We start from the raw sequence: 15,013 nt of genomic DNA on the forward strand, positions 1-15,013 counted from the left end.
AGATTATGGACGATCGTCAACCTGTTTCCCTTGCCCGCCGCGCGCTGAGCTACCTTATCTGTTATCTGGTGGCCGTGCAGCCGATGCTGCCCGCGGCGGCGGCGCAGATTATTCCGGTTACCCCCGGCACGCAGATGGATGCCGCGGGCAACGGCGTGCCGGTGGTCAATATCGCCGCGCCCAACGGCGCAGGCGTTTCGCATAACCAGTACCAGCAGTACAACGTCGGACAGGAAGGGCTGATCCTCAATAATGCCACCGGCCAGCTTAATCAGACGCAGCTGGGCGGCCTGATCCAGAACAACCCCAACCTGAAAGCCGGGCAGGAAGCGCGGGCGATCATCAACGAAGTGACAGGCGCCAACCGCTCCCAGCTGCAGGGCTACACCGAAGTGGCGGGCAAAGCCGCCAGCGTGATGGTCGCCAACCCGTACGGCATTACCTGCAACGGCTGCGGCTTTATTAACACGCCGAACGTCACGCTTACCACCGGCAGGCCGCAGCTGGATGCGAACGGCAACCTCGCCGCGCTGGAAGTGAGCAAAGGCGCGGTGATCGTTGAGGGCAAGGGGCTGGACGGCAGCAGCGCGGATGCGGTGTCGATCGTCGCGCGCGCCACGGAAATCAATGCTGGTATCCATGCGAAAGATCTCTCGGTGACGCTGGGCGCAAACCGCGTCGGTGCAGATGGCTCGGTCACGCCGATCGCCGGCGAAGGGGCCGCGCCGTCGGTGGCGGTGGATACCGGTGCGCTGGGCGGCATGTACGCCAACCGCATTCGCCTTGTCTCAAGCGAAAAGGGTGTAGGCGTTAACCTCGGCAACCTGATGGCGAAACAGGGCGATATCCAGCTCGACAGCAGCGGACAGCTGACGCTGAATACCAGCCTGAGCAGCGGGGCGCTGACGGCAAAAGGTGCGTCGGTCGCGCTAGGTGGCGATAACAAAGCGGCCGGGCAGATTGCGGTTAACGCGCAGCAGGATGTCGCCATCGGGCCGGGTGCGCTGGTGAGCGATGCCGACATCACCGTGTCGGCCAGCGGCAATCTCACCACGCAAGGCGCAAATCTCACGGCGGGGCGGGATATTCGCTTAAGCGGCGGCACGCTGTCGGCAGACCAGGCCAGCCGGGGAAATGCGGGGGAGACGATTCAACTGCAGGCGGCTAAGCAGCTGAGCCATGCCGGGCAATTTACCGCTGGCAAAACGCTCTCTGCCACCGCGCAGCAGCTCGATAACCGCGGTTCGCTTGCCGCGGCCGCGACCACGCTCAGCACGGGCACCTTAACCAACCACAGCGGCGCGACCCTCGCCGGCAGCGGCAGCCTTGCGGTGCGCAGCGATTATCTGCTCAACCAGGGCGTGCTCTCCGCACCCGTGCTGGCCCTCGACAGCGTGCAAACCGACAACAGCGGCCTGCTGCAGGGCGCGGATGCGCTCAGCTTCAGCGGCGGTCAGCTCAACAACCTGGCGGGCGGCACCCTCAGCTCAAATAACGGCTTCTCGCTCTTTTTCCAGAATCTGGATAACGGCGGGCTTATCAGCAGCGGCGCGACGCTGACGCTGGGCGGCCGCAGCCTGACCAACAGCGGAGAAATTAACGCCGCGAACCTGACGGCGCGCAATGAGACGATCGTCAACGGGGGTGGCTCGCTGCTGGCGGAGCACCGCCTGCAGCTGAACAACGACATCCTGGACAACAGCGGAAAAATTGCCGCCGAACAGCTGGCCATTAACAGCGGCAAGGTAAGCAACAGCGGGACGCTGCAGGCGAAGCAGACGCTGGAGACGCAGGGCCAGCAGCTCGACAACCGCGGAACGCTGCTGAGCGACGGGCAGCTAACCCTCAAGGCCGACGCGCTCAGTAACGCAGGCGCGCTGCAGGGACAGCAGTTAACCATCACGGCAAGCAGCGGGCTGAACAGCGGCAAGGTGCTGAGCCTGGGAGATGCGTCGCTTACGCTGGATCACCTCAACAACAGCGGCACTCTTCTCAGCCAGCAGGCGCTGCGGCTCAGCAGCGGGGAAACCGACAATAACGGGCTGATTCAGGGCACCCGTGCGCTCAGCCTGACGGGACAACGCCTCACTAACCTGAAGCAAGGCACGGTCAGCTCGGAGAACAGCTTTGGCCTCAATCTGCCCGAGCTAAACAACCTGGGCCTTATCACCAGCGGCGGCACCCTGACGCTTGCCGGTGCCAGCCTGACCAACGGCGGCGAGATCAACGCGGCGGATATCGTTGCTAATAACGACAGCTTCAGCAACCAGCAGGGCGCGCGGCTGCTGGCGGATAACGCCCTGCAGCTCAATAACGCCAGGCTGACTAACGGCGGAGAGATCGCCGCCAGCCAGCTGAATATCGACGGCGCAACCCTGATAAACAGCGGCACCCTGCAGGGCAAACAGGCGCTGCTCGCGGCAGATCAGCGGCTCACCAACAGCGGCACCCTGCTGAGCGGCGGCGAGCTGAAGCTGAATGCTGGCCAGCTTGAAAACAGCGGCCTGATGCAGGGCCAGCAGCTGAATCTGACGGCCGCCGACTGGCAAAATCGCGGCAACGCGCTCAGCGTCGGCGACGAACAACTTAAGGCTGACAGCCTGAATAACAGCGGCAAAATCCTGGGGCAGCAGGGCGTGCAGCTGCAGGCCGGCAAAACAGACAACAGCGGCTGGCTGCTGGCGCAGGTGCTGACGTTGCAGAGCGATCTGGTAAACAGCGGGCTGATGCAGGGCGCGGACGCACTGACGCTCCAGGGCAACCAGCTCAGCAACCAGACGAGCGGTCAGCTTCTCAGCGGCGGAACGCTGGCGGTGCAGGGGGATAATCTTACTAACCAGGGCAGCCTGCAGGGTGATCGGATCGATCTGCGGGTAAACAGCTGGCAGAACCCAGGCAGCGCGCGCGCTGCCTCGCAGCTCAGCGCAGAGGTCAGCGGCCTGCTGGATAACGGCGGCACGCTGCTGAGCGAAAAGCGTGTTGACCTGACAAGCGGCGAGACGCGCAACGCCGGTACGCTGGCGGCGGACCAGCTTCATGTCACAACAGCGAATCTCTATAACGCAGGACTGCTGCAGGGCAACAGCGCGCTTACCCTCAGCGGCGCGACTATTGCCAATGCGGTCGGCGGCCAGCTTATCAGCGGCTCTTCGCTGTCACTCTCGCCGGCGACGCTGACCAACGCCGGACTGCTGCAGATTTCTGGCGACTTCAACTTAAACGGACGCGACTTCAGCAACAGCGGACGGGTCACGGCGGACAACGTCACTACCCGACTGACCGGCACGCTGAGCAACGGCGATGCCGGGGTGCTGCTGGCGCGCCAGCAGGCAACGCTGCAGGCCGCGACGCTGGATAACGCCGGTACCCTGGCTGCGCAGCAGCTCACGGCGACGGGCGACCGCTTAGCGAATCGCGGTCTTATGCAGGGCGACGCAGCGCTGTCGACCGCTTTTGGTCAGCTCAACAACCTGAGCGCGGGCACCTTACTGAGCGGCGGCGATCTCGGCCTGCAGGCAACCAGCGGCAGCAATGCTGGCGCGATGCAGGGCAGCGATCTGCACTATCAGTTCGGCGAGCTGACCAACAGCGGCACGGTGAACGGCATTGCGACGCTGACCGGCACCACGGCCGGGCTGCTCGACAACAGCGGTACGATGGTAACAAAAGGCAGCGCCAGCCTGACGGCGGGCCGTCTGGACAACCGCGGCAGGCTGATGGCGGATAGCCTGTTGCTGCACGGCGATACGCTCAGCAACAGCGGACTGTGGCAGGGCAGCACGCTGCTGGACGCGCAGGCGACGAACGCCGTCACGCAGACATCGTCCGGTAAGGCCCTGAGCGGCGGCGATTTGCTGCTCAGTGCGCGCGATCTGAACAGCGACGGCACGCTGCAGGGCAACCGCGTGCAGATCGATGCTGAGAGCTGGCAGCATCAGGGCTCGCTGCTGAGTAGCGGCAATCTTACGGCGTCGATCAGCGGCGCGCTGCGCAACGGCGGCGCGGTGATGTCGCAGGGTACGTCGCTGATTACCGCGCAGGATGCAGAGAACAGCGGCTCGCTGCTGTCAGAAAAAGCGATGACGCTGCGGGGTGGTGTGCTTAACAACGGCGGCACCGTGCAGGGCGAGACGCTGACTGTTACGCCCGCCAGCGTCACCAATCAGGGCAGCCTGATCGGCCTGCAGTCGCTGACGCTGGGCCCGGCCGCAGCGGTTCGCGCCCTGCGCCTGCTGGCGGTACAGGCTCAGCCAGCGCGCGTCCTGATCAACAATCCCGGCGGGCAGCTGCTGACGCAGGGCACGCTGAGCATCACCGGCGATACCGTCACCAATAACGGAACGTGGCAGGGACAGCAGATCCTGCTGAACGCCGCAAGTCTCGCCAACGGCGGCGCGATCCAGAGCGCCGACGCCATGCAGCTCAACCTGCGCGACCGGCTCTCATCCTCGGCGGGCAGTAAAATCACCGCCAACGGCACCGCCGCGCTCAGCGCGCTCAGCCTCAGCAATCAGGGACAGTGGATAGCGAAAAACCTGACGCTGAACGGCACCACCTTAGATAACGGCGGAGAGATTTCTGGCGTTAACGGGCTAACGACCCTGCTTGGCAATACGCTGACGCAGCAGCAGAACGGCTCGCTGCTGAGCGGCGGCCGGCTGGAGCTGCAGGCCGCCGCCGTCAATAACGCCGGACGGGTGCAGGGGGCGGATCTGGCCATGACCACCGGAGCCGTCGCCAACAGCGGGCGTTTGCAGGGCGACAGCAACCTGCTGCTCACCGCCAGCGGCCGCGTGACTAATGAGGGCAGCGGCACGCTGCTCAGCCAGAGCGGACTGACGCTTACCACGCCGGAGCTCTATAACTACGGCCTGATTCAGGGTGCGAACAGCCGCCTCACCGCCAACAGTTCGGCAACCAATAGCGGCAGAGTACTGTCGGCTGGCGAGCTGACGCTGAACGCGCCGCAGCTGACCAACAGCGGCTGGCTGCAGGCGATGCAGCTGACGCTGAATGCGGCAAACGCCAGCAACAGCGGCACGCTGCTGGCCGACGGGCAGGGCACGCTGACCGGCGCGCAGCTGCAAAACCAGGGCACCGCGCAGGGCGGCAGCCTGACGGTGAACTATGCGCAGCTCACCAACAATGGAACGCTGCTGGGCGTCAGTCAGCTTAACGTGAAGGCGTCGCAGGTGACGCAGCAGGCGAGCGGCAGACTCTTCAGCGGCGGCAACCTGCTGCTGGAGAGCGGCGGCTTCGACCAGCTGGGTCAGGTGGTGGCGCTCGGCGACGCCGCCCTGAACCTGATTAACGGCTTTACCGTCCGCAACACGCTGGCGGCGGGCAACCGGCTCAGCATCAGCAGCAACGGCGCGATCGATAATCAGAGCACCCTGCAGGGCCAGGCGCTGACGCTGAGCGCGGGCGGCGATTTGACCAATAACGGCCAGATCACCACCGGGAGCGGCGACAGCAGCCTGAGCGGCAACCGTATCGCCATGAACGGCAGCGGCACCTTACAGGGCGGCGGCAACGTCAGCCTGAACAGCCGTAGCGACATCACGATTAATGGTTTTACCGGTACGCTGGGTAGTCTGACCCTGAGCTCGCCAGGCAGCATCGTCAACGCTGCGCTGCTCTATGCCGGGCAAAACCTGGCGCTCTACGCGAACAGCATCCGCAACCAGCGCGGGGATATGCTGGCGGGCAACAGCCTGTGGATGCAGGGCGATGCGGCGGGGAATGCTAACGGCGAGGTGATCAATACGTCGGGCACTATTGAGTCGCAGAATGGCGATATCAATATTAAGACCGGGCATCTGCTGAATACGCGGGATGGGCTGCAGGTTCAAGAGAGTACAAAGCAAATCAACACTGTTTCGGGGGTAGGTAACGCTTCAATTGATTTACCCTATACGCAAATGGAGGATGGAACCTGGGGATATTACTCGAAAACAGGTATACATCAGACAGGACCATGCAATGGTCATGGTGCCTGTAATTACAATAAAGTCACAAATTACTACTATGCGCCTTTCGCCGATTACGCAACTCAAAAGTTTGCTACTTCAGAAACGAGTGTCAGTGTCGTTTCAAAAGGGAGCGCCGGGCGTATATCAGCCGGTAACAATCTGATTATCTATGCAAATTCCCTTGACAACCAGGCTAGCAACATTCTTGCAAATCAAAATATTTCGCTCTTTGGTTCTCAGCTTAATAATCAGAGTTGGCAGGCAGGGAAAAAAGTTGAAAACCTAGTTTATAAGTATGCTTTAAAGAACAGTAAAAACGCACCGCCTTTAGCAACTATAGCCTCCAGCACTAAGGTGCCTACTAAACCTAAAGTTAATACAATTTATTTTGAACTTGTTGGTCATGAGTCAACTTTCACACCCGGCGAACTTTATCGTTCAGTGATTCAGGCTGGCGGCAACGTCAGCGCCAGCTTTAGTGGTGACATTAGCAATACATCCACCACTGCTAATGCCGGGTGGAACGGCAATACCCTGACCGCACCTGCCGTCGCTGGGTTAGCCGCACTGAACCAGACAGGCACGACGCAGCGCCAAACCTTAGCAGCCAGCAGCCAGGTTGCCGTAAACTCGCCTGCATGGCGGGATCAGTTACAAAATGCGTTACAGCAGGTAAATGGTGGCGTGGCGCTGGATGGTACAAAGCCGGGCGAAGCGTCTCTGACGCAACTGTCAGCCGCACATCAGGGCCTGGCTGCATTGGGTCAGGCGGGTAACCTGGTAAAAGGCAACCTTACACCCACTTCTTTGCTGCACAATATATCCACAAAAGTTGATACCAGCGCTTATCCTCTGCCAGTCAGCAACAACGGTTACTTCGTCGCGGGTAACAATGACAGCCCCTATTTGATCACCATCAACCCCAAACTGAACGGGCTGGGGCAACTCGACAGCAATCTCTTTGGCGATCTCAATACGCTCTTAGGCAAACATCCCGGCAGCGCGCCGACGGAAATCCGTCAGCAATATACCGACGTCAATACCTTCCTTGGATCGTCTTATCTGCTTAACCGGCTGGATCTCAAACCAGATAGCGATTACCGCTTTCTTGGCGACGCGGCTTTTGATACGCGATACGTCAGCAATACAGTTCTGAATCAGACGGGCAGTCGTTATCTGCACGGCATTGGCTCGGATCTGGAGCAAATGCGCTATCTGATGGATAACGCCGCGGCCGCACAGCAGTCGCTGGGGCTACAGTTCGGCGTATCGCTAAGCGCCGATCAGGTGGCTGCGCTGGATAAAAGCATTATCTGGTGGGAAGCGACGACAATTAATGGCCAGACGGTAATGGTGCCGAAAGTTTATCTGTCATCTAAAGATGCCGAAATGAATAACGGCAGCGTGATTGCAGGCAACAATGTCACCTTATCCAGCGGCAATATCGTTAACGATAGCAGCACACTGACGGCAAAAAATGGCATGGCCGTCGACAGTCAGAACCGTATTGATAACCTCAGCGCCGGACTTATCAGCGCAAGCGGTGACCTGAAACTCAGCGCGCTTGGCGATATCAATAATGTGAGTTCAGCCATAAAGGGCAAAAAGGTCGAGCTTGAGAGCCTCAATGGCAGCATCAACAGCATTACCACCTCGCAGCAGTGGAGCCTGGATGCAGGTACCAAATCGTTTAGCGAAACCCTCAATGGGCAGACTGCTTCAATAACATCAATTGACGATCTGAGCCTGAGCGCCGGAAATAACATCGGGCTGACAGCAGCAAACCTGTCTGCGGGCGGCAATTTATTGCTGAACGCCTGGAACGATATCGCCATCAAGGGCAATCAGCAGATCGAAGGTCAGTCTCAGAGCGGTAAAAAAGCAGGCTGGTATAAGACCGAAAAAAGCAGTACTCAAACGGTGAGCAATGTCGGCAGTCAGATAGCCGCTGGTGGTGATCTGGCGCTAAACGCGGGACATAACCTGAGCATCATCGCCAGTTCGCTTGCGGGCAAAGGCGATACTGCCCTGGCAGCAGGCAACGATGTAAATCTTAACAGCGCCGCTACCAGCCAGAACAGCAGCAAAGGGAATAAAGAGTCGCATACTTCTGACGTTGACCGCACAGCCATAACCAGCGGCGGCGACCTTTCGATTTCAGCCGGACGCAATCTCACCAGCCAGGCAGCAGCAATCGTTGCAGACGGCGATGTCGGACTGCAGGCCGGACGGGATATCAACCTGAACGCGGAAGAGAGCCGAACCGGCAACAGCGAACGCGGCAGCAAGAAAACCGTTATCAATGAAACGGTACGTCAGCAGGGCACTGAAATTGTCAGCGGCGGCAGCGCTACGCTGGTGGCTGGAAACGATATTACCAGCCAGGCAAGCATCCTCACCGCGAACAACGATCTGGCGCTGCAGGCCGGACACGATGTGAACATCACGACCGCCACGGAGAGCGATTACGCCTACAAAGAGGAGACAAAAACCAAAAAAGGCCTGTTCAGCAAAAAGACCACCCACACCATCAGTGAAGAGAGCGCCACCGCTGAAAAAGCTTCGCAGCTGAGCGGCGATCGCGTTTCAATTATCGCGGGCAATGACCTGACGGTGAAAGGATCCTCGGTTATTGGCGCAGGCGATGTGGGCCTGAAAGCCGGGAACGATCTCACCATCGCGGCGGCTACCGATACCCAGACCAGCTATCGCCTGAGCGAAACCAAAAAGAGCGGCATGTTCAGCGGCGGCGGCATTGGCGTGACCTTTGGCAGCGCCTCCTCGAAACAGCAGCTGAAGCAGGACGGTACCACCCAGAGCCAGAGCGCCAGCACCATCGGCAGCACCGGCGGTAACGTGACGCTGGTTGCCGGTCAGGATGCGCGCGTAGCGGGTTCCGACGTGATCGCGAAGCAGAATATCAGCCTTGTTGGTGGATCGGTTACTATCGATCCGGGCAACGACACGCTGACGCGACGTCAGAGCTATGAGCAGAAGCAGAGCGGCCTGACGCTGCAGCTCACCAGCCCGATTACCGACGCGCTGCTGAGCCTGGGCTCGCAGGCGAAAGAGGCCAGCCAGGCGGGGGACGATCGCCTGAAGGCGCTTAACGCCGTGAAGATGCTGGAAAGCGGCTGGGCGATGTCGGGCGCGGCAAAAGATTCTGCGTTGGCGCTGGCAAATGGCAAAATAGACGATGTCGGCATTAAAATCGAGCTTAACGTCGGGTCCAGCAAGAGCAAATCCTCATCGGAATACAGCAGCAATACCGTCAGCGGCAGTTCGCTCAGCGGGGGCGGTAGCGTCGCTGTTGTCGCCACCGGCGCGAACGGCGCCAGCGGCGATCTAACGCTGGCAGGCAGCGGTATCACTGGCAAAGATGTGACGCTGGCCGCCGCGCACGACCTGAACCTGGTCGCCGCCAGCAACCATACCGAACAGAAGAGCAGCAACAAATCGTCCGGCTGGAGCGCTGGGGTGCATGCCGCCATCGGTAAGCAAACCGGCTTCGGCGTACAGGCCAACGGCTATATGGCCAGCGGCGGTGAGAACGGCGACAGCACGACCAACGTCAACAGCCGCGTTAACGCGAAGGATAACCTGACGCTCAGTAGCGGCAACGACATGCTGCTCTCAGGCGCACAGGCGCTGGGCGACAGCATCAGCGCCAACGCAGGCAATAACCTCACGCTCACCAGCCTGCAAGACACCGATAACTATCAGAGCAAACAGCAGAGCGCCTGCGGCGGCTTCAGCTTCACCTGGGGCACGGGCGGTTCGGCCGGGTTAAGCCTCAGCAAAAGCAAGATAAACAGTGAGTACGCCAGCGTCGGCGACCAGAGCGGGCTGTTTGCGGGTGACGGCGGCTATGACATCTTTGTCGGCAACCATACGCAGCTTAACGGCGCGGTTATCGCTTCCACTGCGGATGCGGCGAATAACCGCCTGTCTACCGGCACGCTGGGCTGGGACAGCATTGATAATCACGTCTCCTATAGTGCCAGCAGCGCCTCCTTCGGCATCAGCGGCGGCTATAAAAGCGAGAATGCACCGGGCCAGCAGTTTGCGGGCGGCGCGCTCCCACCGACCTTTGTGAATATGAGCGGCAGCGCTTCCGGCACCACGCGTTCGGCGGTGGCGGACGGTGCGATCACGGTGCGCGACGCTCAGCACCAGGCGCAGGACGTGACGGGCCTCAGCCGCGACACTGAAAACGCCAACGGCCGTATCGACAAGATTTTCGACAAGGATAAAGTCAACAACCAGATGGCTTTTGCGCAGGGCGTCCAGCAGCTGGCAGGAAACATTTACGGCGATGTGAAAGCCTCTAAGCTGGATGCGGCAGCGAAAGAGACCTCAGAGCGCCTGCTCAAAGAGCATCCTGACTATGCCCGCCTTTCTCAGGCCCAGTTCAATGAGCATGTGCAGAGCGACCCGGGCTACAAAGCGGTGGCGGCGCAGTGGGGCACAGGCGGCACCTATTCGATGGTGGCGACCGCAGTGGCGGGCGCGCTGGGCGGGCTGAGCGCCAGCAACCTGGGCGCCGCAGCGGGCGGCGCGATGGCGCCGTACCTCGCTAACGCAATCAAGAAGGCCACGACCACCTATGACGGCCAGGGTAACCCGCACACCGACGTGCTGGCGAACACCATGGCGCACGCGGTCGCGGGCGCGGTGCTGGCGCAGATAGCGGGCGGCAGCGCGGCGGCAGGCGCAGCGGGTGCGGCAGGCGGAGAGCTGGCGGCGAAAGCCATCGTGAAGGTGATGTATCCGGACACGGATATCCGCGACCTGACGGAGAGCCAGAAGCAGACGGTGAGCGCGCTGAGCCAGATGGCGGCAGGGCTGGCGGGTGGGATCGCGTCGGACTCGGCACTGGGAGGCGGGACCGGAGCGGGGGCCGGGAAGAATGCGGTTGAGAATAACTTTTTGAGTCAGGGAAGGCCGAAGGACTTCACCGAGCAACTCAAAGGCTGTAACGGAAATCCATCCTGTGAGCAGGGTGTTCGTAAGGATATGGCCAAGGAGTCTGCGGAAAACATCCTGAAGCTAAAATCATGCTGGGAGGCGGGAGATACCGCCTGCGTGGCGCAGATGCGTACCCAGATAGAGCTGAACGAAAAAGCTTACACGGCGTTGCGTGTTCAGGACGATCTCGTAGGCCGTGCCTATGAGGACTCGGCAAAGTGGTACGCTGACATCATCGACAACTGTAATGGTCAGTGTGACTGGCTGTCGGCAAGTCTGCAAAAGACGTTCGCGGACGGGATGACAAATGCAGTGTATGGCGCACTGGCAGTGAGTACGGGGAGTTTATCGAAACCGGGGCAGACGGTGAAGCCTGTTAGTGAAACAACAGGGAGAGGTATCGTTCCTGAACAAGGTTCCGTCGCAAATGCTAACTTTGCTCAATCAAAAATTAGGGCCAATGAAACATTTAGTGCCGAAGGGGTGGCTAAATATAGTCAAATGGCAGGCCAGCCAGTAAATACTGTGGATGACTTAGCCAATGCGATTCGTAGTGGCCTTATTAAACCAAGTCAACTGTCTGTTGATTATGTGGAAATGAATGGCACAAGATTAATCCTTAATACAAGAACATCTGTAGCATTAGATCGTGCAGGGATACCTAAATCTGACTGGTACGGAACCAACCAAACGAATGTGAAAGTACCAGGAATGGATGGGAAAACCTACAATGATCTTGCTGCCGATCAATTAATAAGAAATAAACTGCCAGAAACTGGTAGTTCAGATATTCCTCGCGGGAGAAAATAATGAAGTCAGGAGCTGCCGTTTCTATTTTGGATCCCTATGAGTGGTTGCCTTCATATGGGGAGAATGCAGTATCTATTGAATCTAATGGGTTGGATTTAATTATTAAAATCGAATATGACACCGAAGATGAATATCAGACTATACATTGTCGTGAGTTACGATTTGATATGGTATGTGCTTTTTGTCGTACTGCGTTTCCCGGCGTATCAATACTCAATATAGATTACGATAAAAGCGTCAAGGCTCCATCAACAGGAGCCTTGATTGAATACCCTAACTCTGAGGCTGCATTTGCTTGGAATAAGCATTTTTGTGGCTCAAGACAGATAAAGCACTATAAAATTGCTTTTCTTTCTGAAAATTTTTTAATGGAAATTTTTGCTAACAATGTGACTTTAGGTTCTGAATATATTATTCCATCTGAATGAAAAATAATGGGGGAACGAATTTAGTTAACCAAACGCCATTATCAGCCTGATAGAATTTAAAGCCCCGTTCATACATGTCCAGGGCTTTAATTTTTAGAACAACTGGTTTGCCATGGCGTAAACCGACTTGAATTGCTGTATCTTCATCTGCGGATAAATGAACATATTGACGAGATTTTGCATTTAACCCTTGTTCATTAATTGACGGTAAAAATCTTGTAGCAGTTCCATGGTATAGAAATTCAGGGGGGGGGGTTTCTTGATATTCAATACCAACCTGTTGTGAGGAATGTCCCTGAACAGCCCGAATACGTAATCCATCTTCTGAAATCGCGAATCGTTTTTTATCACTATTTTCAACAATCGATTTAATCAGATGTTGGTCAAGATGTTTACCGTTTTTAGTTGCACAGATAATTAATAAAGCAATATCAGCCCACCCTTCACGATCCAGAGTTAAACCAATGGCTTCAGGTTGGTGACGTAAAACGTAACTTAAAAATTTGCTTACTTCTGCGTATTGTTTATCCATTTACATTAGTCTCTAAAAGATCCCAGTTCTATATGCCGGGATCATCGTTTAAAAATTGAAAAACTACATTTTATAAAATTATTCCAGCTATTGGAAATAAAGTCTTATCTTTTCATCGCTGACCATGAAACAAACATGAGTAATTATACCTGGATAAAGGCTGTAGACCTTTATGAATATGAGCGGCAGCGCTTCCGGCATCACGCGTTCGGCGGTGACGGACGATGCGATTAGGGTGCGCGACGCTCAGCATCAGACGCAGGACGTGACGGGCCTCAGCCGCGACACTGTAAACGCCAACGGCGGCATCGACAAGATTTTCGACAAGGATAAAGTCAACAACCAGATGGCTTTTGCGCAGGGTGTCCAGCAGCTGGCATGAAACGTTGTCGGCGATATGAAAGCCCGGGCTACAAAGCGGTGGCGGCGCGATGGCGCCGTACCTCGCTAACGCAATCAAGAAAGCCACGACAACCTATGACGCCCAGGGTAACCCGCACACCGACGTGCTGGCGAACACCATGGCGCACGCGGTCGCGGGCGCGGTGCTGGCGCAGATAGCGGGCGGCAGCGCGGCGGCAGGCGCAGCGGGTGCGGCAGGCGGAGAGCTGGCGGCGAAAGCCATCGTGAAGGTGATGTATCCGGACACGGATATCCGCGACCTGACGGAGAGCCAGAAGCAGACGGTGAGCGCGCTGAGCCAGATGGCGGCAGGGCTGGCGGGTGGGATCGCATCGGATTCGACGCTGGGAGGCGGGACCGGGGCGGGGGCCGGGAAGAATGCGGTTGAGAATAACTCTCTGAGTGATATCGCAGAGCAACTTGCTTCGGGGCAATCACCGGCGGATAAACTCGATAAGCTGAATAAGGCAGAAGAAGAACGGTTCAGGCGGGAGGAATGCGCCGGATTAAGCCCGGACGCCTGTGGCGCCAAAATGTATGATCAGCGCCGGGAAGCACTGAAAGATGTCGCCTCATTCGGGGTAGACTTTGTTCCTGTTGCAGGAGATATCAAGGGATTTGCAGAAGCAGAAAGCGCAATAGATTATCTGGCAGCGGTAATTGCTATTGTGCCGGGTGGGGAACTTGTTGGTAAGTCACTTAAGGCGGCAGAGAAGGCACTGGCAAAAGGTGATCTTGAATCTGCTTCCAGGCTGATTAATAAGGCCAGCGATGATATACAGATAAAATGGGTTGATGAAAATGCGGGAATGAGCCAGAGAGCAAGGGATTATAACGACTCTGCGACAGGTGCCCGGTCAAATATTGATACTCAAAAAGGTCAAGCTCCCACCATTGATAGAATTGATGCTAATGGAAATAGCAAACCGGTTCGATTCGATGGAGTGAATGGCAATGTCATGATAGATAGAAAAATATCTGTAGTGACAACTCAAAAAGCGAAAAACCAAGCTCTGAGACAATCAGAAGCACTGAAAAATAATGGTATGACAGGGCGCTGGGAAGTGCCAAATCAGACTCAGGCTAATCGTGCTCAAAAGATGTTTGATGAGTTAGGTATCAAGAACATAGAGGTGAAAATTGTCAAAGAGTAGCGAAGTCAAACTAGCTAAAATCGTTGCAGATCTGGCTATTTTCTTAGAATTTACGAGCGAAGAGCTTCTTGATCCTGATGCTGCTGTAGAAGCAATGGAACAAGTAGCAGCAGAACTTCAGTTGTTAAATGAGGAAGAACGGAACAATCTTGCTAATATTTTTATTGATTTATCAAATGAATATGAAGGCGATAAATCAGAATATGTTAGGGATTTACCCGAATCTTTAGGTTTAATATGATTAACAAATCCCGGCCACTGAGCCGGGATCGCTTTATCAGCCGTCGGGTTTACCCACAGTGCCCGTTCCCGCGCTTAATCACCGGCAGATCGCCGGTGTCATTAATCGCTCCCGGAAACCCTTCCAGCCACTGGAGGATCTTCGGCCTGTTGATTCCGGCGACGCTTAAGCCCTCGGCGCAACCCCACAGCTCGCGGGTGTTCTGGGTGGTGATGACGATGCAGTCCGGCATCACCCGCATCTTAACCGGCATCCCCGGCGTAAACCCTGCCTGTGAAATCCACTCGCCGCGCAAAAATATCGCGTTATGCACGGCCCGGCTGGTAGCCAACAGCGTCAGGGCGCTGATGGAAAGTGAAACCTTGTCAGCAATAATTACACGCCCTGCCGCGGGCAGTTCTTTAAACCTGCCCGAACCATTTGATGCGCCCGTATGTGAAGACTCTGCTTACGACGTAAGTCTCGTATGGACAAACATACAAGAAACGCACCGCCATCCCACATTC

General features: G+C 57.1%; 7 protein-coding genes. 5 read left to right on the plus strand and 2 right to left on the minus strand.

The window, feature by feature from the left end; all coding sequences use genetic code 11:
* Positions 1–5 precede the first annotated feature (5 nt).
* Positions 6–11,750 (plus strand): hemagglutinin repeat-containing protein, encoded by an 11,745-nt coding sequence (locus LB453_RS11630; protein ID WP_224481744.1) that lies wholly within the window; start codon positions 6–8, stop codon positions 11,748–11,750.
* A complete protein-coding gene (locus LB453_RS11635) occupies positions 11,750–12,178 on the plus strand; it encodes a hypothetical protein (RefSeq protein ID WP_146053825.1) in 429 nt (142 codons plus the stop codon). The genes LB453_RS11630 and LB453_RS11635 overlap by 1 nt, the downstream gene beginning before the upstream one ends.
* Here LB453_RS11635 and LB453_RS11640 read toward each other — a convergent pair.
* Positions 12,162–12,710 carry an RNA 2'-phosphotransferase gene (locus LB453_RS11640; protein WP_103795906.1) on the minus strand — a complete coding sequence of 183 codons (549 nt, stop codon included), beginning with the start codon at positions 12,708–12,710 and terminating at the stop codon, positions 12,162–12,164. The genes LB453_RS11635 and LB453_RS11640 overlap by 17 nt on opposite strands.
* Before the next feature lie 178 nt (positions 12,711–12,888).
* On the opposite strand from LB453_RS11640, the gene LB453_RS11645 reads away from it, so the two are divergent.
* From LB453_RS11645 to LB453_RS11655, 3 genes are all read left to right on the plus strand, one after another.
* A complete protein-coding gene (locus LB453_RS11645; protein WP_224481745.1) occupies positions 12,889–13,092 on the plus strand; it encodes a hypothetical protein in 204 nt (67 codons plus the stop codon).
* Positions 13,093–13,231: 139 nt separating this feature from the next.
* Positions 13,232–14,266: a VENN motif pre-toxin domain-containing protein gene (locus LB453_RS11650; RefSeq protein WP_224481746.1), complete on the plus strand. Its 1,035-nt coding sequence runs from the start codon at positions 13,232–13,234 to the stop codon at positions 14,264–14,266.
* A complete protein-coding gene (locus tag LB453_RS11655) occupies positions 14,253–14,507 on the plus strand; it encodes a hypothetical protein (RefSeq protein ID WP_103795905.1) in 255 nt (84 codons plus the stop codon). Before LB453_RS11650 ends, LB453_RS11655 begins: the two co-directional genes overlap by 14 nt.
* Before the next feature lie 49 nt (positions 14,508–14,556).
* Here LB453_RS11655 and LB453_RS11660 read toward each other — a convergent pair whose 3' ends face one another.
* Positions 14,557–14,820, minus strand: a complete 264-nt coding sequence (locus tag LB453_RS11660) for a SymE family type I addiction module toxin (protein WP_318011377.1) — start codon at positions 14,818–14,820, stop codon at positions 14,557–14,559.
* Positions 14,821–15,013: the final 193 nt, after the last annotated feature.

Source organism: Pantoea agglomerans (genome assembly GCF_020149765.1).
Taxonomy (GTDB): domain Bacteria; phylum Pseudomonadota; class Gammaproteobacteria; order Enterobacterales; family Enterobacteriaceae; genus Pantoea; species Pantoea alvi.

Coding starts and splice junctions, on each gene's coding strand:
- LB453_RS11630 (WP_224481744.1), top strand. CDS start 6: ATGGACGATCGTCAACCTGTTTCCCTTGCCCGCCGCGCGCTGAGCTAC.
- LB453_RS11650 (WP_224481746.1), top strand. CDS start 13,232: ATGGCGCACGCGGTCGCGGGCGCGGTGCTGGCGCAGATAGCGGGCGGC.
- LB453_RS11645 (WP_224481745.1), top strand. CDS start 12,889: ATGAGCGGCAGCGCTTCCGGCATCACGCGTTCGGCGGTGACGGACGAT.
- LB453_RS11640 (WP_103795906.1), bottom strand. CDS start 12,710: ATGGATAAACAATACGCAGAAGTAAGCAAATTTTTAAGTTACGTTTTA.
- LB453_RS11635 (WP_146053825.1), top strand. CDS start 11,750: ATGAAGTCAGGAGCTGCCGTTTCTATTTTGGATCCCTATGAGTGGTTG.